Here is a 23,510-nt window from a genome sequence, read left to right on the forward strand (position 1 = left end):
TTGATGGTTCAATGCCTGTTGTGGCTAGTTGGTTTACACGCACAGCAACAGGGCTGGGATAAGCATTTTCAGGCCAATACCATTGGGCATCGAACGGTACTCTCAACGATTCGCTTGGGATTGGAGGTACTCAGGCGGCCTGATTATCAAATCACGGAGAAAGAATTGCTGGCGGCCTGGGTATTATTCGCCAATCAGTTGCTCAAATATGGCTATGCTATGGCTGATTTATGAGGGGATCCTTCAGTGTTCAGTATTTCTCAAAAATCTTCTTACGATTCGAATTGCAGTATCAGGATCTGGATCTAATCGTTCTTGTGCAAAGTTAACTAATAGAGTCATATATTGTGCTCGGCAGAACTCTTCAAATCTCTCGACAAAATCCACACCGTGTATATGGGCACAAACTAATCGCCTTAATGCGAGATCAACATTAGCTGGAACAGATACACTAAATGCCGCCGGACTAGAATAGGGCTCATGAATATCTAAAGAAATGAATACTTGGTCAACGGGATCAAAATATGGATGAATAAATATTTTATTCCCTTGCGCATCTTGAAAGATATCTTTTTTTCGACCTTGGCACTCACTACACATAGGCGTCAAGTTAACAAGAACAGCAGCTAGCTCTGGGTAAGCATCTTTAGGAAAATAATGATCTAGAGTCCCTGGTTTGCCAGGCTCACCACAACTAGGACAAAACAGCAGCCCGTGCTTTCTTCTCATCTCTTCCAAAATATCGTAAGGCTGCTTATTTTTTTCCGGTGAATACAGACCAATTAGCGACTTTTTCCGCTTACCTATGAGCCTAACTAATGGGTCAGGGCTCTCTTTAGCAGTGATCTTTAACCGCGCTTCCTCATTAATTCTCTGCGGAGTGATATAAGGAGATAAGTCAAATGGTTCCATTCCACTGGGGTCACCACCGAGCTCAATATAAGTAACAATTAGTTCTTCTAAATCAGGTAATAAAGCATCGTAAAACTCTTTGTTATGCACTCGTTCTGCAAAAATATCACGAGTAACTTGAACAGAATCATTAACAGGAAGATCAAGCTTAGCGACCACGATATTGTCTCCCCAAGCTTAAAATTTTCATCATCAACTCTTCATTAATCTCATCACCAAGGTCACTAATCAGCTTCTCTGCGTCAGGATTATCTTTCATCTGCTGCTCTACCCACTCATCGAATGGTTTAGATACAGATTTGTCACCAAATACATAAGAAGATATCCGCTGCACACTCCCACCAAAAGTTTCAAATGGAGGTGGGACGATCTCGAGACCGCTGCCTTCATTGCGAAATATATGAACGCACTTAGATGGCACTTCTCGCACGACAGCCAAAGAGTGTGTCGCCAAGATAGCTTTTGATTTAAATGGTTTTAAGATGACCTTCAGCAAAGAAATAAACTCAATCTCAAGAGTAGGGTGTAAAAACAATTCAGGCTCATCTATCACGATTAGACTATGTTCCCTTATCGCCCCAACCACATTAATGGCAATATAACTAAATAGTTGCTGGCCTGAGCTCAGTCCTTTTACTTTGTTATCTTTAATAAACTGAATGCCATCAGTAAAATTACATATGCTCTTAAATGCTGCTTTTCCATATTTAGCACCAATCAGTCCATTTAACTCTAGATAATTTTCACCGTTGATAATACTGGGAAAACCATCCAAAATCCCACCCGCTTTATCCATATTCACTTTAATCGCTAAGTGGTCAAAATCTAGCGCTACTTTTAATGCCGATTCTACCGCTTCAAACTTATTAACCCACCAGCTTTCATCTTTATACTTTTCGTCTTCAAAAATAGCATCAATCAGTGAATGGCTAGCCTCAAATTTTGGTAAATTTCGATTAATGCGTATTCGGTCTCCTTCAAGTTTCTCGGGCTCAATACGTATCGAGTCATCGTCACGTTTTTGTCTAAACCCAAAATATCGATATGAGCTTCTATCAGCAACCTCATCTTCGGCTGTTAGACCCAAGCTAAACTCTTCAAAAGGGCTATATGACACCAAAATCAAGCGGTTAATATTAGGCCTTACATCAAATGGCTCATGACCTAAGCCATCAAGCGTTTTTTTATCACCCATTCCTGTTTTCAACCAGTATTCCACTAATGATCTCAGACAATAAGATTTACCAATACCATTAGGACCGATTAAAACATTGACATCGTAAGGCAGCAGATTTGATTCGAATCTAAAAGGTATTGGTTTCGAATCATACTCAGGAGTCAAAATATTTAACGTGAAATCCCTGATTTGACTTTCTTGACCAACAAACAGACGCCAGCCATCTTGGAATGACTTATTACTACCACTGTCCCGAAGTAAAGAATTGGAAAATTCTGAAGTTTCAACAAGGGTATTAACCTTTACATCTTTGACAACATTGATTAAATATCCAGCATCTCGTAACTTTAACAACACCTCGACACTGACCTTAACACCAAGTTTTGAGAGTAAAATCTTATAAAAATCAACATCTGTCGGCACGGATACGTAATCTACATTCGGTATTGGAAATTCACCATCCCACCCAGCAGCACATAGCTCATCTAACCTCTTCGCGGTATAATCACAACCAGCAATCAGCACCTTTAAACTAAAATCAACAGGCTGAACGACACCATCAATAACAAGAATACTGTTCAATGTTGACTGCGTATCAAAATCGTCAAAATTGTTACCACTTAAAGAGAGAAAACTCTCCTCTCCAGCTAACTTAGGGGCTGGTGTTCTCCAGTTTAGATTAGGGGTATATTTTATTTTCATGTAGTAGGCTGCTCTACAACTTCTACAACATCCGCATCAACCATTTGCTTTTTAATCAATGAGATAAAACGCTTATCGTTTACCAGCTTTAAGAATAAATCGATGTTATTCTCATCAATGATAAACTGTCCATTTTCATTCGAAGGCAAGTTAAATCTATGATCTTCAATAATATTTTTCATATCTTCGATAAATTCTTGGTCTTCAAAATAGCGAGTTTGCTCGATAGCAACTAAACGACGAAGCAATGTTTTATTAGTACCAATGGCTACTTTTAAATTATCCACGCTCGCAACTATTCCATGTGCAGCAAAAGCATCCGCCAAAAGATCGCGTTTAGCCTCTAAACCTTCGCGTATGTTCAAACCAAGCTCATAGTTAGCTTTATCTCGTATAAACACATCATTACCGTAGGCAACAAAGTCGATAGCATTCCTAAACAAAAATATATTTTCAGCATCTACTTTCTTGAACTGACCTTCATTAAATATCCAGTTTTTTGCTGTCTTAGCGGACTTTAAATTCCAGCCGCCTTTTACTTTAGAAAATCCATAAAACTTGCCATTAACGTCGGTGAATTCAAAAACTAAAGCCCACGCATGGTTAAAACTGTTGATTTCAATTACAGGGTCGTTATCCGCACCATTTTCAATTTGCTCAATGATTGCAGCAAAATCGGTATCATGCTTTCCAGCAACTAGTGCACGATCTTCATCTATCGCTGCTGTTAACACTTGGTACTCGCTAAGGCCATTGATTGGCTCAATCGAATTTTCGTTACCACGAAAGAATGCCCTAAGTGTATTTTTTAAATCGCTATCTAAACCATCAATAGCTGCAAACAGTGTTCGATAGCTATGTTGACCATTGCGACTATTCTTCTTAATCACCCATAAACGGCAGTTCAATTCATCAAAGTTAGTTGCTTTTAATTGTACCAGTAGCTGTAATTTATCTTGCATCGTTAGTCCCTTAACCTTTTATTATACCCATGTAATTATTCAATTTTTTGTATTCGACTACATCATTAATTGCTAAATCTTTCGGCGATAGCATCACACACTCTTTAGCCTTTCCATTTTCGGTATAGCTACAGTCATAAAGACCATAGCCAAGTGCAGCCAAAATAGGATTGATGAAAATGCTCTGACTGCGAATGGAAAGTAAACAGAGAATGCCCAAGAATATGAGGAGCGATAGCAAGTCTTGCCATTTGCTTAAGTCAAAAGCAACGAAAGAAATCATATAGGGAATAGTGTAATTAACCACTTCACTAGAGCGACTTTTTGCTTTTGTTATGGTGATTTCAAACGGATTAGAAGTGATGTTTTTAAGGACATACCGCAGCATCAACAAACTGATCACTGAAACGATGACTAATCCCCAAACTACACTTGAATTTGTCATCAAAAAACCGATGGGGAATGTAATACTTTCAAAACCCAGCGGGCGTGGCAGAACTAAACTGATACGTATACCAATCAAGTCCGGTAATATCCTTGATTATCATGATCAAAAATAGCGGTGTATAGCCACTTATGAAAATGGCTATTGATGGTATTAGGGTTGTTGCGTTCCTTCGCTGCATAGCTTAATCCTTTAGCTGTATTTGTCCCGATATCAATTTAGGTAACAACATATCTCGCTGTTTTTTAAGGTTTTCATTTTTCTTTTTAAGCACTTCTGATTGCTTCATTGTTACTTGACAAAGATCATCAAATTTTTCAAGAAGTTCATTTGGAGGTACAAGTACATTAGCTTTAGAGAAAATATCTGCGTTAACAGCTGGATAAGCTGAGCCAGTAGCATGATTTACCAAATATGATGTAAATAAATCTGTCGTAGTAAAACTATATAAGTAACTTGATGGCACCTTTGTACTTCTTAGAACGGCAAATCCTGTAGAAGCGACAGTATTTGTATTAGGCTTACAAATATAAGAAAATTGTTTTCTATTTGGTCGAACTGTCGCCCAAATAATGTCACCATCTATAACTATCCTTTTTGCACGGCTTGGTGCATCTTTGAAGCTCATAGATTTCACTTCATTGATAATACCTGAACCAACACTTTTAATGTCAATATACCCTATTGATTTAGGTGCGTTTTTGCTAGCAATACTCTGCGGATTAACTTGTGCGACCTCATCTAAGCGCTTAACCTCCCAACCTTCGGGGATTGGGCCTAATGGGGAGTCGATTAGGTTTTGTTTATTGTCTTCATGGTCAGAAGAGCCATCAGGCTGATTGGCATGGCCTGGGTAGCGGAAGTTAACAAACCACTCACGGTAAAGGGATTGCGCCATCTCTTCTAAAATGGCGATACGGCGGTTGTTGTTTTCGATTAAATTGTCGTACCGAGCGACCAAATTAGAAACCTTTATTTGGTCCGAAAAAGGCAGCACCTCAATTTCGATTTCTTCAAATGTACTTTTTTTAACATGCTCTCGGCCAGAAGCAGATCCACCTTCAACAACTTTTACCCTATCAATACTTTGAGACATCAAATAGTAGACATAATCTTCGTCATAATTTGTTCTATCTACAACAATAGAATTAATTTGTTGGTTCGTTGCTGCAGGTCTGTCTAGTTGGCATAGCTTCCCTATCGTTCCAATTGTTACAATACACGTTGTACCTGCAGGTAGTAGCCTACCTTTAGATGTTTTAGTTGCTTTATGACTGAGTTTTGTTTCTGTACTAAATACTCGTCTTGAGCCATTAATTAAATCTGATGGCTTAACAAAAGGATACTCTCCGTCCCACATTGTTTCGTCCTTAGTTGACGGAGTACTTCCTGTAAAAACTTTTCCCAGATCTTTAATCTTAACTTTGCGTAAATGTCTCATGAAATTAACGCCCTAGAATTAAAGTTGCACTTTGGGCAATATCACCCTCCAATTCATGAGCTTCTGTATTAAGAACCACTAGTTCTTCCATCAACGCTTCAAATTTTAAGTTAAAATCTTCATCTTCTAATTGCTCACCCTCTGCAACGCCAACATATCGTCCAGGGTTTAAGCTGTAACCTTGTTCAATGATTTCAGCTTTGGTGGCGACTTTACAAAGCCCTGCAATGTCGCGATAAACAAATTTACCTTCGGATTGATCACCAGCATGTTCGAAGAACTTATCGAGAGAGTAAGTCCCATCATTACCAGCATCTGGATGGGTTTCTAGATAGGTATTATCAATGGCTTGTCCACGGTATAAACGGACAATGTTGGCAATAAAGTTAAGTTGCTCGCTGGTGTAATCACGCACAGAACGAGTCACTTGGCGGAAGATATGGCGAGCATCAATAAACAGTACTTTGTCTTTATTGTGAGCAGGTTTGTTTTTATCTAAAAACCACAAAGCACAGGGTAGGGTTACGGTATAAAAGAAATTAGTTGATACGGCGACCATGACATCTACGCCATCATCTTCGATCAATTGTTGGCGAATGTCTTGCTCTGAACCACGGGCATCACTGGCTGAGTTGGCCATAACAAAACCCGCACGACCCGTTTTGTTAAGCGCTGAATAGAACATCTGAATCCACAAATAGTTACCGTTGTCATTACGTGGCATACCGAATGGGAAACGCTGTTTGTCACCTTCGAAACGCTCTTTTTGGATTTCATTGACGTTAAATGGCGGGTTAGCCATAACGAAATCAAACTGACCATGTTGCTTACCGTCAGTTATCTCGCCTTTGGCTAACTCAAACGGATCTTCGTAATAAGAGTTACCTTCACGAATATCACCTTGCAAGCCATGAACAGCTAGGTTCATTTTAGATAAACGTACTGTATCGCCTGTTTTCTCTTGGCCGAAGATGGACAATTCATCCGATGCGTTAGCGCCAGCAGTACCTGTAGTTGATCGGTTATGACTCGAGACGAAGTCTGCCGAACTGACAAACATACCTCCGCTACCACAAGCAGGGTCGAATACTTTACCGCTATATGGTTCAATAATTTCAGTGATTAAACGAACTAATGCTGATGGTGTGAAAAACTCGCCACCGCCTTGACCTTCTGTTTTAGCAAACTCATTAAGGAAGTATTCGTAGATACGACCGAACACATCTGAGCCCATGCCAAAATCAATAGCGGTAAAGTTTTTCAGTAGGCCTTTTAGAATATCGTTATCGAAACGGGTATAGGTTTTAGGTAGGGCATCTTTAATGGCTTCGTTTTCAGCTTCTAACGCCTTCATGGCGTTATTGACGTTGAGACCAATATTCGCACCTTCTGGCAGTTCTAACAGGTTGCTATATAACGCCTCATCTGGCACATACATAGCGCCTTCGGCTTGAATACGTGATTTGATACTGCCAGTTGTTCGACGACGGCTTGAGCCATCATCGAGGCGTTGCTTAGCTTGAGTAAAGCGGTATTCAGCATAGCGTAAAAAGATAAGCCCCAAAATTGGACGAGAATATTCTTGAGCGGTTAAACCAGTATTAGCACGTAAACTGTCTGCTGCGCTCCAGAGCTGCTTTTCAAGCTGCTCCATTTTTTTGAAATCTGCCATTTAGCTGAATTACCGAATAAAATATTAGGACCAATTCTATCAACAATTAGCCAATAAAAAATACTATTAAGATCGTAAATCTGTAATAGCAAAAGAAAAATTATGCTTGGATTAACTTATGATACGCATTCATTGTTAACGGCAACTTATGCTTCTTTTTTGTTAACCAATCATGGCCACCTAGTCGTTTATCTAGTTGGGTTCGTGATAATTGATTGTTATGTTGTTGCATGATGGATATCACCTTATCAACCAACATGGCGTCACGTTCTTGCCAATCAACTCTTGGTTTAGCTACCGGCTTTTGAGCTATAGGAAGGTGTGATTCTAGCCATAATTTGTCATATGCATACAGCCAAAAGAAAGCGGCATTACATGAGGACTTAATCTGTTGTCGAATCGCCTTTGGTTTACGCTGGATAAATCTGGTGATTTGAAGCTTGTATCTTCGTCTTTTAGACTCATGTCGGCATTGCTTACGCCATTGGACTAACTCAGGCGATGTAGAGATTTGCTGCTCAACACTTCCAACAGATATACCCACTCGCTTTGCAATTGCCTTTCGATGAAAGCCCTTTCTGGCGAGGAACATAATCTTAGATTTCATATCCCCTGTTATCTGTTTAGGTTTAAGGCTAACGGGGATATTAAGCCGTAATGCGAGAGCTTTAACATAACAACGGCTTTTACCAATAAGCCGCCCCACACTTGCCATCGATTCACCTTGATGCAGTAATTTAATGCACTTGCTTTCAAGTAGCTCTGCTGGATCGGAACCATTCGGCAAAGGATCATTATGTTCTTCACAAGGCAAATGCTTAGATAGCCAGAATCCCAACAAGAGGTATTTAAATGGATGTTGAGAAACCTTACCTGAAAGCAAATACGACACATATCTAAAGTCTGTTGATGACTCAGGTAACAGATGTTGTGACTGGTAAGCTAGGTCTTGAGTAAATTGATAGAAATCTTCGACTAATCTTTTCCTACGAAAATGCCCATCTTTAGTAACAAAACCTAGTTTATCGAGATTGGCGATTATATCTTTTACATTGAAGCTCTGATTATTTTTGCTTACACCGTTAAGGTAGCTCGCGGCATATTTTGCCAGCTCATAGCTAAGTAAACTGCTTTTTTGGGGGTTAAAATCCACTTGAGGTAAGAAACAATGGCTCAGCTTTGACCTTTCAACTAATGCGAGATGAACTAGCCATACTTGATGCTTATAGCAAGACTCGATACCTGGGATTTGATGAGGACGATGCCAATACGATGTACCAAACTCTTGGATATTTTCTATTGCACATTGGGGACAAAACTTAATAGATAAAGACTCTTTTTCTTTGACACTTGTTAACTGACAAGCCCTGATGGCATAAGCGGCATTACTAGACACTAACCCTGTGGAAATAGTTGATTGGTAAGATGGCAAGAAATGAATAAACAAGGGCGCAAGCGTCTGATCACTCATCAGTTCAACTGACGACTCCAGGCTAAATTTACTGAGTTGAGAAAGTCCGGCAGTCAAATAGGGGTGAATAGTTACCTTGTGATTATCGAATACAGTCGAGAGATAATTCTCGATTGTCATGCCAGTTAAGGTGAAATGACGGACAAGACGGCTAAACAAGATTTCATTAGGAAAGGCTAGGGGAAGTATCATTCTTTCCCCCAAAATATATTATTAGTTACTCAGTGACTAAATTTTAGACGAAATTATGTAGATTGCAGTATTTAAGGTTGTGATAATCTTTTCGAAGGCTTTTAACACAGGTTATTTAACGGATCATCAAGCATTAATTTTTTTTGCCTCAAAAAGCTAATGGGATCTTCTAGCCCTGCGGCTTGTTGAAATATATCAGGATCTTTTATCCTATCGAGTAAATCAACTGCACCCAGTAACTCAATCAGTCTAGAGGAAAACTCTGGATGCTGCGGTTTTGTGATATCGCCTGTCTTATCAACGGTTAGCACTTTTTGCGTATCAACTTTCATACTGCGACGCTGTTTTCCCGTTGGTAACACAATAGAACTTATTAACTCTTTAACTTCATTGGTTTGTCGTGATAAACCACATGCAATAGCATTACCCGCTTCAAGGGTTGATACTGTAATTCTCTCATCGGCACTGCCTATCACTAAACGCTGCGCTTCTCGATAAGTACGGCTCGCCATATCAATATTACCTACAGATAGTAGGTGAAGGGAGTCATTAAGTTCATCTGTCAATTCTGTGTATACATTAGTCCACTGGTAGTTCCAAAGCTGGGCAATGAATGCATTCCACGAGGTACTTTCCTTCGCAAGAACTGACATTTTGTGATGATACCCGCTTTCAGCTCGTCTAGCGGCTTTTAGCTCTTTAACTAACGTCTGATCAAATGGAGGATTAGCAACAAAGAAAAGTGGTACTCCTAATTTGTTCACTAATCGATGCAAAAATTTAAGTAGATTATTCTCCCCCCCTGTTCGTTTAAACTGTAAATTTTGCATCTCATCAATAACTAACATTCCAAGAAAGCTAGATTTAATGCACTGCTCTAATTGGCGAACCAGTGCACCAATTGTTCCTGCTGGTTTAGTCTTTTCTCTATCCAATGAAAGATCTAACGCTGCTAAAATCTCTTCACACAAATCTCTTACGCTTGAATTACTCGGGCAATCGACCTTTATCCAAACAACTTGCTTCCTAAGATTTAAAGGATGGTCTTTGTATGAGTCATGTTCAATTACGCTAGGAAAGTAATTCAGCACTTGCTCAAGCATAGATGTTTTGCCTACACCGCTTTCTCCAATTAGCGTTAAACCCTCTCCTTTGGGTTGAAAGAAGCCTGTTCTTGGCTCTATTTCTGGTCTTTCATCAACCAAATAATGCAAATACTGGGCAGTGGTTGGACTTAGTGGGTTTTTCGCTGAATATCCCTTTTTAATTGCTCTTTCTATCGCTCTAAAGCAGGCTTCATAGTCTGTCAAAGGCTGCCTAAGTTCTTCAATTCTATTTAAGTACTCATCTCTTACTAAAGGGTTTGGATGCTCAGCAATATCTTCTGCATAATCAGGATAATTGCTGAAGACTTCCATAACGGTTTCCCAGGAGCTCTTTGGGGGGAGCGCTTCAATTAAAGGATTTCCTCGATGTTCCGGCAGTATTGCATCATGGTAAATTGCTTTAGTCGTTATCATGATGGATTTCCTTTTGTTTTTCTTTTCCTGCCAACTGGCAGAGAAACGACATTACCAACTATTTCATTTAATGACGTAGAATCGATAACGTTTTGTCTCTTTGTTTCTGCCTCGAGCACATTGGTTGTTGCTTTTAGCTCATCTTTGCGGTGTTGGCGGACATTTTTCGTTTTTTCAGCAAATGATATCTTTTCAGAGTTCTTGCTTCGTTCTTTAGCATGTTTAGACATCTGTTGACGACTTTGGTGATCATCAATAGATGCGACACTTATAGGTGCTAACTCTTTTTTTGAGTCTAACCAGTCTTGCATAAAGTCAGACTCATACATTGATTTATCTTTGAACATACGGCTACGAGGTAGCAGATGACAAAGTGTAAAGCCATGATTTTTATCTAGCCTCACATAAATATGGTTTGTAGTATTCTCATCGATTCGTGCTTCTAATCGCCATTGACCAGACGATCGAGCAACCGATGCTAAATTACGTTCTTCAACTTCTAAACATGAATAATACAACCCATTAAAATATATACCACTGCGTGTCATACTGACTTCAGCCGGAGGAAGTAAACGAGCGATAACCTCATCAGGAAGTGCAGCTTGAAGCTCATGTTTATGCTTAGCAAGATGAATCTTCCAATAATTGATAGGGGTTGGTGATAAGTCATTTTCGACTAGTAATGGACTTGAAAAAGCTAGGTCGTTAAAAATAGACCTATTATGCTCTAGAATGGTTTTTATTATTTCAGTAGTCACTTCTTTCAAAGTGTAGATAGCATCCTTTCTTGGGTCCCGACTACCTCTGACAATATCCCCCCCCCTCGTAGTCCCCAAAAATTCATGAATAACTTCTTTATTCAAAATATCAAAACGTTTCTCAACCACTCCTTTACGGTCCGGTCTGTAAGGAGGGGTAAACGATAGCTTAGTCATCGGATTGAGTGCAGTCTTAGGCTGTAAGCCAATCATCTCACCATTATCGCAAACGAGTTCCTTTGGAATATGTGAGCAAGGCCATTCTGAATCATCGATATCTACACCAAACTCTTTGCAATAGCGAGATTTAGGTAAAAAACTATTTGATAATGCTTGTCTAGCTGCACGCCATGAAGCATGGAAAAGCGATACATGCATGCCAACTATCATCCGGCTAGCTCTGTCGATAACAATGTAAATTGTTGGTCTACCTAATATATGCTGCGCCCCCAATTCAGAAACAATATGAACATCTGCGACTGTTGCATCGATCTCAAAGTGAGTTCCAGGTAAATAGCTATCCTGAATGACACTCCCTAATAAACCTCTTTTATTCCTGAGGTGATCATTTTCTGTTGTCCGGCCCTTAATGAACTCATCTTGGCTAAATATTTTCTTTGACCAATAGCTAAACTGTTTAAGCGTTGGTACAGCAGGCGGTTTACCACACGCATTAGCAATGCGAACTTCATCAGCATAACTATCTATTAGCATGTAATTATAAGTTTTTGATAACGTCAAGCGAGTCTGCTTTAGGTAGTATTTTTTCAGTGCTTTCTTAAACTTACTTTTGTCAATATCAGTGATTATGTATTTAACCGCTCTTTCTACCGCCACTGTTCTTGGTTGTTTAGGTGCGCCGAGTGGCTTGTCTGTTGGTATCCTATCCTTTCCCGAACCGCCGCTTTTAGAAAATGCAGGAAGAAGAGCCATTTTCTCCTGACCGTAACGCCAATATTGCGATAAAAGTCGGGATAATGCTTTACGATCGATATCTACTTTTTTTGCATACTCTGCAAGATGTGGAACACGTTTTTTCGTCGCGTAATCAAAAACAAAAGCCCGATCTGAAACAATATTTTCAATAAGTCCATAGTTTTTATCTCTACGGGCAATATGTTCCTCAGGGATATTCTCCTCTGCGACCAAAAGAAAACTTGGTAAAGTAAACTCCGATTTTTTGGCTTTCTTACTTTTTATATGTTCAATAAATGCTTCCATAGAAAAAACCAAAGGCCGAGAGGTTGGCGATTCGGTATTAAGGGGGAATAGGACGACAGATGTAACATCGTGCATAATTTCTAAAACACGGTATAAACCATCTTCAGCTAAATCAGAGCCTTTTAACTCCCAAACACTGTTTCTAGGAAATTCCATTCACTACGCCCTCTTTGCATATCTGCAATCGATTTAACATCTAAAATCCCTAATTCAGGAATGTATGATGATAAATCCACATCAATGAACTTATCTGCGATTAAGTAACGAATAAGTAATTGAGCCTCATCGTATGAAGCTATATTCATAGAAATCAATTTATTACAAAGATCTTCGAAAAAAAACTGGCCAACATTTATAACAGTTAATGCGCTATTTATCTGTCCATCAGAAAAATAAGGTGGATTTTCACGGAACGGGGCTGTTACCCAGTCAAGATTACGACTTTGTACTTTGGTTAACTCATTGCCAGTGAAGTAGCTAAACCTAACTCCAAGCAGTTCCCAACAAACTCTTTCAATATCAATCTTTTCGAGCACTCGTTGTTTATCAGATTCGCTTTCAGGTTTAACAGAAACTGCGTGATATGAAATGCCTTGAATAGAATCAATCGTAAGCAACTGATCCGTTGTCATAATGATTGGTTCTTTAGTTTTGGGATGGATAGGGTGCTTAACACCCAACATACTCGCCACTTTCTGCGTGTAGTTAAGAGGTAAAATTGGAAACTGCTCTCTTATATCAACGACACTGTCGGAGAACTCCGCTAAATAGAAAAACTCACTCTCGATTGAGGACATCATATGATGACTTCTCTGAGACTTTCTTCCTAAAATTATCGATCTAGTACCATGACTTTTCACATCCTGAATTCTCAGCCACGGCTTATAATCGGAACCTTGCCCAATTCCATACTTATTTTTTAAGGCTCGTTGATAATCTGGCAAAGATTCAAGCTTTCTTCCGCGTGACATAACATTTCCTGATATATTCCATCCAGAAAAAGCATAGTATCAAAAGTCACTACGGGCAAACTTTATTGTCTGAAAATATTCTTACGGGCAAACTTTAGTGCTTACGGGCAAACTTTATTGTCTCTACACACAACTATACAGCTTGCCCTGCGGCGACGCCGGATGCCCAGGCCCATTGAAAATTAAACCCGCCTAACCAACCACTTACGTCCATGACTTCACCAATAAAGTAGAGCCCTGCGACTTTGCTGGCTTCCATGGTTTTGGATGATAGCTCATTACTATCAATACCACCTAAGGTCACTTCGGCGGTGCGGTAGCCTTCAGTACCGTTCATCAATACTGTCCAGCGGTGGAGATCATCCACCAGTTTTGCGCGCTCGGCGTGCACTAGCTGATTTAACGCTTTATTCAACAGGGCTTCATCGAATAGCACTTCAACCAGCCGTTTAGGCAACCATTGGCTTAAGGTATTACGCAAACTCTGTTTAGGATGCGTGGCGAGCTGTTGCTCTAGCAATTGCGCCAAATCCATATTCGGCAAGAGATCGATTTCTATGGTTTCGCCCGCCTTCCAATAGTTGGAAATCTGCAAAATAGCAGGGCCAGATAAGCCGCGGTGAGTGAATAACAGCGCTTCGCTGAACGCAGTGCCATCTTTAGCGGTAATGCGGCTCGGTACGGCAATGCCTGACAGAGGTTCGAAACGAATTTTATCTTCACTGTGCCAGGTAAACGGCACTAGACCCGCGTGAGTTGGCAATACTTTAAGGCCAAACTGCTCGGCCAGTTGATAACCGTAAGGCGTAGCGCCGAGTTTAGGCATGGATAAGCCGCCCGTGGCGATAACCAGTGAGTCGCAGCTCAGTTCGCCGTTAGAAGTGTTGAGCTCAAAGCGCCCTGCCTCGGTCTTTTTAACGGCCAGAATATCGCTGCGCAACTTAATCGTCACGCCTGCCCATTCACACTCGGTCAATAGCATAGTGACTATCTCTTTGGCCGAGTCATTGCAGAACAATTGGCCGTGATCGCGTTCGTGGTATTCAATGCCGTGGCGCTCGACCAGTTCAATAAACTGCTGCGACGGATAACGCGCGAGTGCCGACTTAACAAAGTGGGGATTACCACAGAGAAAGTTAGCGGGCTCGACTTTAAGGTTGGTGAAGTTACAACGCCCGCCGCCGCTGATGAGGATTTTACGCCCAGCTTGCTTGGCATTGTCGAGTACGAGTACATCACGGCCTCGGTAACCTGCGGTCGCTGCACACATCAATCCCGCGGCGCCGGCTCCGATAATAATGACATCATGATGTTTCACGCTCTTACTCCACACAGATAAATTGATTGGTATTGACTGCCAACAGGCAGTTTGCTGACTAGCTAACCTTTAGCAAGCAAGTCAGCAACCGCGAAACGGAGCAAAGATAAGCTCAAACGCTAGACACAAATCCCCTCTTTCACCACCTGACCTCCAGGGATGGAGGAAATGCTCGTCTGATGTCGGGAACATCAAGGGCCTTGGCGACCGGGGATACATCTTGCACACCAGAAGTCCGGGCACAAAAAAGGGCGCTATTTTAGCACCCTTTCCTTTATTCGGCATTACAGCATCATCACGGCTCGCGGTTTATTGCGTCGGCGTTTCTGATTTCTTTTCTCTGCTGAGCAATTCTTTCGCAGCATCGACCGGCGCTTTGCCTTGATACAAGACTTGGTAAATCTGCTCAGTGATTGGCATTTCAACCCCGAGGCGTTTCGCAAGCGTAAACACTTCTTTGGTATTGCGATAACCTTCAACCACTTGGCCAATTTCAGCCTGTGCTGTCATCACATCACAGCCTTTACCTAAGGCTAAACCGAAACGACGGTTACGGGATTGGTTGTCGGTACAGGTCAACACTAAGTCGCCTAACCCCGCCATGCCCATAAAGGTGGCTGCATTGGCACCTAAGGCTTCGCCTAAACGCGTCAATTCGACTAAACCACGGGTAATCAAGGCTGTTCTGGCATTGGCACCAAAGCCGATACCGTCGGACATGCCCGCGCCAATCGCGATCACGTTCTTTACCGCGCCGCCCAGTTGCAGTCCGGTAAAGTCGTCATTGGCGTAAACCCGCAAACGTTTAGGGCTATGTAACAGCTCGACGAGATCGTTAGTGAACGTAGGACAAGTGCCCGCGACCGAAATGGCCGTAGGTAAACCCATGGCGAGTTCTTTCGCGAAGGTCGGCCCAGATAACACCGCCAGCGGATATTGCTCACCTAACACATCACGGGCCACATCTTGCAGCAAACGTCCGGTTTCAGGCTCGAGCCCTTTCGTTGCCCATACGATGCGCGCATCGCTACGGAGTAACGGTTTAGCTTGCTCAAGCACAGTACCAAACACATGGCTTGGCACGACCACTAACACATTGTTGCTGGCGGCTAAGGCTTTAGCTAAATCGGCTTCGATCTGTAAACAATCAGGAAACGCAATACCAGGCAAAAAAGCTTGGTTGCACTTGTCTTGAGCGAGCGTTTGCATGTGGACAGGATCGTGTCCCCATAACAAGGTCTTATGACCGTTGCTGGCTAAAGAAATGGCAAGGGCGGAGCCATAAGAGCCCGCCCCTAATACCGTGATATCGGCAGAGTTTTTCATGTAATTAAGCGTTAGCTTCTTCGGCAGCTGGTGCAGTCGCAGCAGCTTGACGTTGTTGCACGTATTGGGCAAACAGCGCATCGAAGTTAACAGGTGCTAAGTTCAGTTGTGGGAAAGTACCACGACCAACTAAGCTGCCCACGGTTTCGCGAGCATATGGGAATAGGATGTTAGGGCAGTATGCACCTAATGAATGGGCCAGTTGTGGCTCAGTCAGACCAGTGATAGAGAAGATACCGGCTTGTTGAACTTCACATAGGAAAGCGGTATCGCCACCGTTTTGTGCAGTCACAGTTAAAGACAGGACAACTTCATACACATCATCAGCTAATTTAGCGCTGCGCGTGTCTAAATCTAACTTAACTTCTGGGTTCCATTCTTTTTGGAATACCGCTGGGCTGTTAGGCGTTTCGAAAGACACATCTTTAGTGTAAACACGTTGGATGTTGAATTGTGGGGCTTGTTGTTCGTTGTTTGCTACTTCAGCCATAATTTCCTACCTATCCTATCAATGTTGTATCGGCTTTTCGTTGAAAGCCAATTATTATTTGAAAGCCAATTACTATATGAACGTAAATTGGCTCGGGGCTTATGTTACTCAAGGCCTATATCAGATCTCGGTATCATCCCAACTTGTACCCATATTCGGGTATCGATCGAACCAGTCTAAAAACTTACATTAAGCCCTTAGCGACCGTAGGATCAGTATGCCAAACAATGATGACTTTATTACTGCACTATCCACTGGATTGAGTGCAGCTTAAATCATAACTGCCGCCGACAACTTATCTTTTGCTTTTTGAAACAGGCATATTTGCTGCCTGCCATTCACCCATACCACCTTTCAAGTTGTACAGGTTTTCAAAACCTTGCTTACTCAAAAGCTGAGCGGCTTGAGACGAGGTCATGCCAGCATTGCATACCAATATAATGGGACTGGCTTTATACTTTTCAAGGGCTGAGATCTGATTATTTTTAATATCGGCGAGCGTAACGTTAAGTGCATCAACAATATGGCCCTTGCGGAACTCGTCATTCGAGCGCACATCAACCACTTTAGCATCCTGTCTATTCACCATAATCGTTAATTCTTGATGAGAAATACTTTTGATTTTTGACATGCTCGATTTGATGATACTCGCGACAAGCACAACAAATAATCCCACCCAAGCCAGACTGAGCATTGAGTGAGCTTTAAAAAATTCGATATATTCTTGCATGATGATTGCCCGCATAAATGGCGAAAATTCGATAAGGGCACAGAGTATACCGATTGCCTTGGCAGAATGCAGCAGTTTAGTCACAGTTCGAGATCGCACTTTTAGTGCAATTGACTCTGTACTTGTCACAAGCCACTCACAGAATCGGGCGAATTAGTGATTCGATGACCTTAATCGGGGTAAAGCGCTTTTTCATACCCCGCTAACGTAGTAATATTTGACCAATTTCAGATTTCTATCGCTTCTATAAAACTTAAAGGTATCACTATGACGACAGCTAAACGTCCGCTCGCGTTGTTGATCCTCGATGGCTGGGGCTACCGTGAAAACACGCATAATAATGCGATTTTCCACGCCAAGACTCCGGTACTCGACCGTCTCAACGCTAAATATCCCCATAGTTTGATTTCAGGTTCTGGCTTAGATGTTGGCTTACCTGATGGCCAGATGGGAAATTCTGAAGTTGGCCATATTAACTTAGGCTCTGGCCGTGTGGTTTATCAAGAACTCACTCGTATCAGTAAAGCCATTGCAGATCATGAGTTTGAAAAAAATCCTGCGCTATGTGATGCGGTAGACTCAGCCATCAAAGCTGGCGGAGCTGTGCACATTATGGGCTTGCTTTCCCCCGGCGGCGTCCACAGCCATGAAGAGCATATCGAAGCTATGTGCCGTATGGCCGTTGCGCGCGGTGCAACTCAGGTTTATCTGCACGCTTTCCTCGACGGACGCGATACGCCACCGCGCAGCGCTAAGGGCAGCTTGAGCCATTTTGATGATCTGTTTACTACATTAGGCCATGGCCGTATCGCATCGATTATTGGTCGTTACTTTGCTATGGACAGGGATAATCGTTGGGATCGCGTGTCGCAAGCCTACGATTTAATCACCCAAGGCAAGTCAAAATTCCAATACGACAATGCCGTTACAGCATTAGAAGCGGCTTACGAGCGTAACGAGAACGACGAATTCGTCTCTTCATCGGCGATCACAGATGCCAACGGTCAAGTTGCGACCTTAAAAGACGGCGATGCCCTGATTTTTATGAACTTCCGTGCTGACCGTGCCCGTCAAATCACCCGTAGCTTTATTCACCCAGACTTCGATGGTTTCGAACGCGCTGTTATGCCGAAAATGTACTTCGTCACTTTGACTGAGTATGCTGGCGACATCACAGCACCTATCGCTTATCCATCTGAAAACTTAGTGAATACCTTAGGTGAAGTGCTGCAGAAACAAGGTCGTACTCAGCTGCGTATCTCTGAAACTGAGAAATACGCCCATGTGACTTTCTTCTTTAACGGCGGTAAAGAAGAGCCATTCGAGGGAGAAGATCGCATCCTAATCAACTCGCCTAAAGTGGCAACTTACGATCTACAGCCTGAGATGAGTTCAGCTGAGCTGACTGACAAGTTAGTCGCAGCAATTGAATCAACTAAGTACGACGTGATCATCTGTAACTACCCCAATGGTGACATGGTTGGCCACACAGGTAATTTCGATGCCGCCGTTAAGGCTTGTGAAGCTGTCGACGCTTGTATCGGCCGTGTGGTTGATGCGCTGGCGAAAGTGGGCGGAGAATGTATTATTACCGCCGACCACGGCAATGCCGAGCAAATGACCGACGAAACCACAGGTCAGGCTCACACGGCCCACACCAGTGAACTCGTGCCTTTCGTCTTTGTTGGACGCGATGCGACCATAGATGAAGGTGGTAAACTCAGCGATGTTGCACCAACCATCCTGACCTTGATCGGCGAAGCCATTCCAGCTGAGATGACGGGCAAACCCTTAATCCACATAAAAGAGTAACCGTTACCTAGTGAGCACTCGACTCCTTGTTAAAGCCAGCATTATTGCTGGCTTTATGATGTTATCTTTCTCGGCACACGCTTCTGATTTGGAGAAGCGTAAGTCCGAGTTAAAATCAATCCAAACGCAAATAAATCAACAACAAAGCGCATTAAAAACCACCAGTAAACAAAGAGAAAAGCTGCTGTCATTGCTGCGTAGCGATGAAGAAGCGATTGCGTCAGCTGCCAAAAAAGTCAACAGCACCAAAAATAGCTTAGCGCAAATCGACACTAAACTTGCCGAGCTAAAACAACGTCAAGATGAGTTAGAAACGCTTAAAGTGACTCAACAACAAACACTGTCGAAACAGCTGTCGAGCGCCTATCTTGCCGGTAATCACGATTACACTAAGATGATGCTTAATCAGCAAAGTCCCGCCACTATCGAGCGTATGTTGGCTTATTACCAATACCTCAATAAAGCGCGGATGAAGTCGATCAACGAATTAAAGCAAACCTTGACCGAGCTAGATGAGATCAAGGTGTCGCAAACGAGTAAGCAAAAGCAATTAACGAAACTAGTGGCCGAACAACAAGTACAAGCTAAACGTTTGAGCCAAGAGCAAGATCAGCGTCAACTGACCATCAAAGAGCTGCAACGCACCTTAAATTCTAAGGGTGCAGAGCTTGAGCAGTTGCAAATTGAAGAGGCCAGCTTAAAGCGCGTCGTTGAACAAGCGCTCCGGGCCATGAAAGATAACCCCTCGATGGAAGGCTTTGGTAAACAAAGTGGCAAACTTAAATGGCCAACTAAAGGTCGTGTGAGTGCTAGCTTTGGTAGCCAACGTTCCGGTCAAGTAGTATGGAAAGGCACTATGTTGTCTGCACCAGAAGGGCAAAATATTCGAGCAGTTTCAGGTGGTAAAGTCATTTATGCCGACTGGTTACGCGGTTTTGGTCTTGTCATGGTCATCGATCACGGGAAAGGTTATATGAGTCTTTACGGTCATGCTCAAACCCTACTAAAAAGCCCTGGTGAGATGGTAAAAAGCGGTGAAGCGATTGCTTTAGTCGGACGTTCAGGTGGACAGAGCGAGCCTGGCCTATACTTTGAAATAAGGCATAAAGGGCAAGCCGTCGATCCAGCGAAATACTGTCGCTAATCATAACGGTCCCCTTATCACAGGGGACCGTTATGAAATACATGATCCGCTATATCAGTTGCGTTGGATTAGGTCTCACTTTAGGCCTATCCATCAGCCTCTCCAGCCAAGAGAATGCAAAATCCTACCGCGACAACTTTGACTATCCATTACTACAAGATGTACTTGAAACGGTTGAAACTTACTATATCAAAACCGTTCCCAAAGAAGAGTTAGTGCAGGCCGCCATCAAAGGCATTTTTGAACATCTCGACCCCTATTCCAGCTTCCTAAATCATCAAGAATTACTCGATCTTAAAGATTCTAATCGCGGCGAGTATTTTGGTTTCGGTTTCGAAGTCGCGGCCCAAAAAGACCACATCAGCATCATAGCCCCCTTTGCCCATTCTCCCGCAGAGCAAGCGGGAATACGTGCGGGCGATATTATTATTAAACTTAACGACACCCTGGCGACTGAAACGAATCTAGCCGATATCCTTACTGAAATAAAAAGACATAGTCTCAATAATCAGAGTATTAACTTAGAGCTAAAACACAGTAATGACGATGCCACCTTTAAAGTGTCACTCAAGCCAAGCAATATCACTATAGAGTCGGTCAGCACTCAACTGCTTGATGGCAATATTGGCTATGTCAGATTAAGCAACTTCCAAGAAAACTCGACCGAAGATATGGTGCGCTCGCTCAGCCAATGGCAAAACAAACCGCTCGCCGGACTCATCTTAGATTTACGTAATAATCCCGGCGGCCTGCTCGACCAAGCGGTTAAAATTGCGGATCTCTTTCTCGCTAAAGGACGCATAGTCTCAACTTCTGGCCGCTTCTTCGACGCCAACTCTGACTACTATGCCTCACCGCAAACCATGCTGACTAACGTGCCTATGCTAGTGTTAATCAACAAAGGTTCGGCCTCTGCATCCGAAGTTCTCGCCGCCGCATTACAAGAAAATGGTCGTGCCAAACTCTTAGGTGAGACCAGTTTTGGCAAAGGTACTGTACAAAGCCTGATCCCCATCTTAGAAGATGGTAACGCGATTAAACTCACAATTGCCCAGTACAATACTCCTAGAGGTGAAAACATTCATAACATAGGGATCATCCCTGACATAAAAATTGCCGCCGAAACTGGTCCCAGCGTTGGTAATTTAGCTATAATCGACGCCCTATCAGCCCATGCATCACTGGCCCAAGATCATCAAGTGACCTCTGCCATTGCATGGATACAGCACCATGACGAATAAGAAGAAATTGTGCGCTTACTTTATTCCTTGGCCCTATTGGCCCTAAGCATTTCTCAAAGCTATGCTGCCCAGCTTGCACTCATTATTGATGACATAGGTTATCGTCATACAGATAAAGCCGTACTGGCACTGCCCAATACAGTAACACTCGCTGTATTACCCCATACCCCACTTGGCAAAGAACTCGCTAACGCAGGACACCAAAAAGGCCACGAAATTATGCTACATCTTCCCATGCAGGCGCTTAATGGTAAGACATTAGGGCTGGGGGGGTTAACCAATACGATGACTGAGGCACAAATTCGCACCAGTGTTATTGATGCGATTAACAGCGTTCCCTTTGCCAAAGGTGCCAATAACCACATGGGGAGTCTATTAACTCAACTGGACGATCCCATGCTATGGGTCATGGAAACACTCAAACAAAAGCAGCTATATTTTGTCGATAGTATGACAACACGATTCACTAAGGCAGGGGATAACGCAGATAAGCTAGGCATTCCTTTACTAAAACGCCAACTGTTTCTAGACAATGATACCAGTGCCAATGCACTCGAGAGACAATTTAACTTAATGATAAGTCAGGCACATACCCAAGGTAGCTTGGTGGCGATTGCCCATCCCTATCCAGAAACTATGCGCTTCTTAGAGGCTAACCTACACAGACTTAAAACCGAGGGGATTGATCTAGTGCCAGCATCGAGTTTGCTCCCCATCGGTATTGCACTTAAAAGTGGTACTAATCCAGTTGCAGTACTGAAATAGAAAAGTCTGGCAGCAAGGCAACTAACTCATCACGGTTACTCACAATATCCAGCAAAGTATATTGATCCAGCACATTCAAATAAGCTTCAACAGCCTGGGCTAACACGCCTTTAAGCTTACAGGCTGGTGTAAATCGGCAGTAAGGTTTGCTGCAATCAATCGGTGCGAGTGAGTTTTCTAATACTCGAACTAACTGGCCTAGGTTAATCTCACTCGCAGGCTTACCCAAACGGAAACCGCCCATCTTACCGCGGATGGTTTCAAGGTAACCCATCTTGCCTAAATGATGCACTATCTTAGAAACATGATTTGGTGACAGATCAAACACCTGCGTAATTTCAGCAATCCTAAATAAAGTTGTTCTATCTGGCTGAACCGCTAAATACATCAGGGTACGAACGCCAAAATCGGTATAACGAGTTAACTGCATATTTCACCTGTCAGCGATAAACTTAATGAGAGGTCTGAGATTCGAGTTGGGTAATCAACCAAAGCGCCTCTTCGTTCGAATGACCACAAACATCTTCAGATGCATCGAAATCACTACAAACCGCAGGACGATCGGGCGAGCCGAAAATCAAACATAAATTGGCATCGCTCAATTGCACACAACGCTCACCCGCCGCCTTACCCTTTGGCATACCGGGAATACTGCTGCTTATTGAAGGCGCAATACAACAAGCACCACACCCAAGACGACAATTCATTTTCGTTACTCATGAAAGACATAAGGCATTATACCGTTTAATTTGTCCGAGATCAGTGTCACAGGTCAATACTGCCAAGTCGCGCACAGGAGGTTTTCAGAACGTGAAAGAAACAATATCGATAAAGTGGAATAAAGATCGGCAAAAAAGTAGGTTTTGATTTTTAACATTGAAGCGAAAGCTTCATATTCTGATAAGGATGTCATCTACATGATGGCCGAGTATGAGGATAACCACATGCTTCGAGCCCGAAGCATTAGCGTCACTGACACGAATTATCCGCGACGCCATAACGAAAAAAGCCTCATCTTTCGATGAGGCTTATCTCTTAATGTTGGCGGAGCGGACGGGACTCGAACCCGCGACCCCCGGCGTGACAGGCCGGTATTCTAACCAACTGAACTACCGCTCCTTTAGCTTAACGTCTACACGTTAACCTAAATTAGGCGCTTGGCGATGACCTACTCTCACATGGGGAGACCCCACACTACCATCGGCGCGTTTGCGTTTCACTTCTGAGTTCGGGATGGGAT

The 23,510-nt window shown here is 42.7% G+C and carries 20 protein-coding genes, 1 tRNA gene, 1 rRNA gene and 1 pseudogene; 5 read left to right on the top strand and 18 right to left on the bottom strand.

From position 1 onward, the window contains the following. Positions 1–234 (top strand): annotated as a pseudogene (locus tag L5M49_RS23000) (IS4 family transposase); the annotation flags it as partial. Positions 235–243: 9 nt separating this feature from the next. Here the strand turns inward: L5M49_RS23000 and L5M49_RS23005 are convergent. The 14 genes from L5M49_RS23005 to L5M49_RS23070 form a co-directional block, all read right to left on the bottom strand. Beyond that, positions 244–1,071, bottom strand: coding sequence for an HNH endonuclease (locus L5M49_RS23005; RefSeq protein ID WP_263266874.1), 828 nt, complete (start codon positions 1,069–1,071; stop codon positions 244–246). Next, a complete protein-coding gene (locus tag L5M49_RS23010) occupies positions 1,061–2,791 on the bottom strand; it encodes an ATP-binding protein (RefSeq protein WP_263266875.1) in 1,731 nt (576 codons plus the stop codon). The genes L5M49_RS23005 and L5M49_RS23010 overlap by 11 nt, the downstream gene beginning before the upstream one ends. After that, a complete protein-coding gene (locus tag L5M49_RS23015; RefSeq protein ID WP_263266877.1) occupies positions 2,788–3,753 on the bottom strand; it encodes a DUF4868 domain-containing protein in 966 nt (321 codons plus the stop codon). Before L5M49_RS23015 ends, L5M49_RS23010 begins: the two co-directional genes overlap by 4 nt. Before the next feature lie 10 nt (positions 3,754–3,763). Further along, positions 3,764–4,276, bottom strand: a complete 513-nt coding sequence (locus tag L5M49_RS23020) for a hypothetical protein (RefSeq protein ID WP_263266878.1) — start codon at positions 4,274–4,276, stop codon at positions 3,764–3,766. A 106-nt stretch (positions 4,277–4,382) separates the two neighbouring features. Continuing rightward, positions 4,383–5,639, bottom strand: a complete 1,257-nt coding sequence (locus L5M49_RS23025; RefSeq protein ID WP_263266879.1) for a restriction endonuclease subunit S — start codon at positions 5,637–5,639, stop codon at positions 4,383–4,385. 4 nt (positions 5,640–5,643) lie between these two features. Further along, complete coding sequence (locus L5M49_RS23030; RefSeq protein WP_263266880.1) at positions 5,644–7,311, bottom strand: class I SAM-dependent DNA methyltransferase; 1,668 nt, start codon at positions 7,309–7,311, stop codon at positions 5,644–5,646. A 100-nt stretch (positions 7,312–7,411) separates the two neighbouring features. After that, positions 7,412–8,974, bottom strand: coding sequence for a TnsD family transposase (locus L5M49_RS23035; protein ID WP_263177544.1), 1,563 nt, complete (start codon positions 8,972–8,974; stop codon positions 7,412–7,414). A gap of 101 nt (positions 8,975–9,075) precedes the next feature. Beyond that, positions 9,076–10,494, bottom strand: coding sequence for an ATP-binding protein (locus L5M49_RS23040; RefSeq protein ID WP_263177543.1), 1,419 nt, complete (start codon positions 10,492–10,494; stop codon positions 9,076–9,078). Next, the gene (locus tag L5M49_RS23045) at positions 10,491–12,629 is read right to left on the bottom strand and encodes a transposase (RefSeq protein WP_259583384.1); all 2,139 of its coding nucleotides are present in this window, start codon (positions 12,627–12,629) and stop codon (positions 10,491–10,493) included. Before L5M49_RS23045 ends, L5M49_RS23040 begins: the two co-directional genes overlap by 4 nt. Continuing rightward, on the bottom strand, positions 12,596–13,444 hold the full coding sequence (locus L5M49_RS23050) for a TnsA endonuclease N-terminal domain-containing protein (protein ID WP_259583385.1): 849 nt from the start codon (positions 13,442–13,444) through the stop codon (positions 12,596–12,598). Before L5M49_RS23050 ends, L5M49_RS23045 begins: the two co-directional genes overlap by 34 nt. 133 nt (positions 13,445–13,577) lie before the next feature. Further along, entirely contained in the window at positions 13,578–14,762 is a 1,185-nt protein-coding gene (locus L5M49_RS23055) for an NAD(P)/FAD-dependent oxidoreductase (RefSeq protein ID WP_263206957.1), read from the bottom strand. Between the two features lie 309 nt (positions 14,763–15,071). Next, on the bottom strand, positions 15,072–16,088 hold the full coding sequence (gene gpsA, locus L5M49_RS23060; RefSeq protein WP_105250843.1) for an NAD(P)H-dependent glycerol-3-phosphate dehydrogenase: 1,017 nt from the start codon (positions 16,086–16,088) through the stop codon (positions 15,072–15,074). A gap of 4 nt (positions 16,089–16,092) precedes the next feature. Further along, positions 16,093–16,578, bottom strand: a complete 486-nt coding sequence (gene secB / locus L5M49_RS23065; RefSeq protein ID WP_006083777.1) for a protein-export chaperone SecB — start codon at positions 16,576–16,578, stop codon at positions 16,093–16,095. 295 nt (positions 16,579–16,873) lie between these two features. Next, positions 16,874–17,308, bottom strand: a complete 435-nt coding sequence (locus L5M49_RS23070; protein ID WP_105253030.1) for a rhodanese-like domain-containing protein — start codon at positions 17,306–17,308, stop codon at positions 16,874–16,876. Between the two features lie 267 nt (positions 17,309–17,575). Between L5M49_RS23070 and gpmM the strand changes: the two genes are divergently transcribed. From gpmM to L5M49_RS23090, 4 genes are read left to right on the top strand one after another with little or no spacing between them, the layout of a single operon-like run. Continuing rightward, entirely contained in the window at positions 17,576–19,120 is a 1,545-nt protein-coding gene (gpmM, locus tag L5M49_RS23075) for a 2,3-bisphosphoglycerate-independent phosphoglycerate mutase (RefSeq protein ID WP_263206955.1), read from the top strand. Positions 19,121–19,130: 10 nt separating this feature from the next. Beyond that, positions 19,131–20,264 carry a murein hydrolase activator EnvC family protein gene (locus tag L5M49_RS23080; RefSeq protein ID WP_113941204.1) on the top strand — a complete coding sequence of 378 codons (1,134 nt, stop codon included), beginning with the start codon at positions 19,131–19,133 and terminating at the stop codon, positions 20,262–20,264. A gap of 32 nt (positions 20,265–20,296) precedes the next feature. Then, positions 20,297–21,505, top strand: a complete 1,209-nt coding sequence (locus L5M49_RS23085) for a S41 family peptidase (RefSeq protein WP_263142301.1) — start codon at positions 20,297–20,299, stop codon at positions 21,503–21,505. A 9-nt stretch (positions 21,506–21,514) separates the two neighbouring features. Further along, positions 21,515–22,270, top strand: coding sequence for a divergent polysaccharide deacetylase family protein (locus L5M49_RS23090; protein ID WP_263149110.1), 756 nt, complete (start codon positions 21,515–21,517; stop codon positions 22,268–22,270). On the opposite strand, the gene L5M49_RS23095 is transcribed toward L5M49_RS23090, so the two are convergent. From L5M49_RS23095 to rrf, 4 genes are all read right to left on the bottom strand, one after another. Further along, positions 22,245–22,700, bottom strand: coding sequence for an Rrf2 family transcriptional regulator (locus L5M49_RS23095; protein WP_105250838.1), 456 nt, complete (start codon positions 22,698–22,700; stop codon positions 22,245–22,247). The two genes, L5M49_RS23090 and L5M49_RS23095, sit on opposite strands and share 26 nt — an antisense overlap. Before the next feature lie 22 nt (positions 22,701–22,722). Continuing rightward, positions 22,723–22,977 carry a YkgJ family cysteine cluster protein gene (locus L5M49_RS23100; protein WP_173242460.1) on the bottom strand — a complete coding sequence of 85 codons (255 nt, stop codon included), beginning with the start codon at positions 22,975–22,977 and terminating at the stop codon, positions 22,723–22,725. Positions 22,978–23,312: 335 nt separating this feature from the next. After that, a tRNA-Asp gene (locus tag L5M49_RS23105) sits at positions 23,313–23,389 on the bottom strand. Between the two features lie 36 nt (positions 23,390–23,425). Next, positions 23,426–23,510, bottom strand: a 5S ribosomal RNA gene (gene rrf, locus L5M49_RS23110); the annotation flags it as partial.

Source organism: Shewanella sp. SM74 (assembly GCF_025653725.1).
Taxonomy (GTDB): Bacteria; Pseudomonadota; Gammaproteobacteria; order Enterobacterales; family Shewanellaceae; genus Shewanella; species Shewanella oncorhynchi.

Bases quoted from the DNA above. Each gene is read 5' to 3' on its own strand.
- L5M49_RS23050 (WP_259583385.1), bottom strand. From the start codon at position 13,444: ATGTCACGCGGAAGAAAGCTTGAATCTTTGCCAGATTATCAACGAGCC.
- L5M49_RS23015 (WP_263266877.1), bottom strand. From the start codon at position 3,753: ATGCAAGATAAATTACAGCTACTGGTACAATTAAAAGCAACTAACTTT.
- secB (WP_006083777.1), bottom strand. From the start codon at position 16,578: ATGGCTGAAGTAGCAAACAACGAACAACAAGCCCCACAATTCAACATC.
- L5M49_RS23040 (WP_263177543.1), bottom strand. From the start codon at position 10,494: ATGATAACGACTAAAGCAATTTACCATGATGCAATACTGCCGGAACAT.
- gpmM (WP_263206955.1), top strand. From the start codon at position 17,576: ATGACGACAGCTAAACGTCCGCTCGCGTTGTTGATCCTCGATGGCTGG.
- L5M49_RS23085 (WP_263142301.1), top strand. From the start codon at position 20,297: ATGAAATACATGATCCGCTATATCAGTTGCGTTGGATTAGGTCTCACT.
- L5M49_RS23030 (WP_263266880.1), bottom strand. From the start codon at position 7,311: ATGGCAGATTTCAAAAAAATGGAGCAGCTTGAAAAGCAGCTCTGGAGC.
- L5M49_RS23100 (WP_173242460.1), bottom strand. From the start codon at position 22,977: ATGAATTGTCGTCTTGGGTGTGGTGCTTGTTGTATTGCGCCTTCAATA.
- L5M49_RS23095 (WP_105250838.1), bottom strand. From the start codon at position 22,700: ATGCAGTTAACTCGTTATACCGATTTTGGCGTTCGTACCCTGATGTAT.
- L5M49_RS23035 (WP_263177544.1), bottom strand. From the start codon at position 8,974: ATGATACTTCCCCTAGCCTTTCCTAATGAAATCTTGTTTAGCCGTCTT.
- L5M49_RS23070 (WP_105253030.1), bottom strand. From the start codon at position 17,308: ATGCAAGAATATATCGAATTTTTTAAAGCTCACTCAATGCTCAGTCTG.
- L5M49_RS23010 (WP_263266875.1), bottom strand. From the start codon at position 2,791: ATGAAAATAAAATATACCCCTAATCTAAACTGGAGAACACCAGCCCCT.
- gpsA (WP_105250843.1), bottom strand. From the start codon at position 16,088: ATGAAAAACTCTGCCGATATCACGGTATTAGGGGCGGGCTCTTATGGC.
- L5M49_RS23025 (WP_263266879.1), bottom strand. From the start codon at position 5,639: ATGAGACATTTACGCAAAGTTAAGATTAAAGATCTGGGAAAAGTTTTT.
- L5M49_RS23045 (WP_259583384.1), bottom strand. From the start codon at position 12,629: ATGGAATTTCCTAGAAACAGTGTTTGGGAGTTAAAAGGCTCTGATTTA.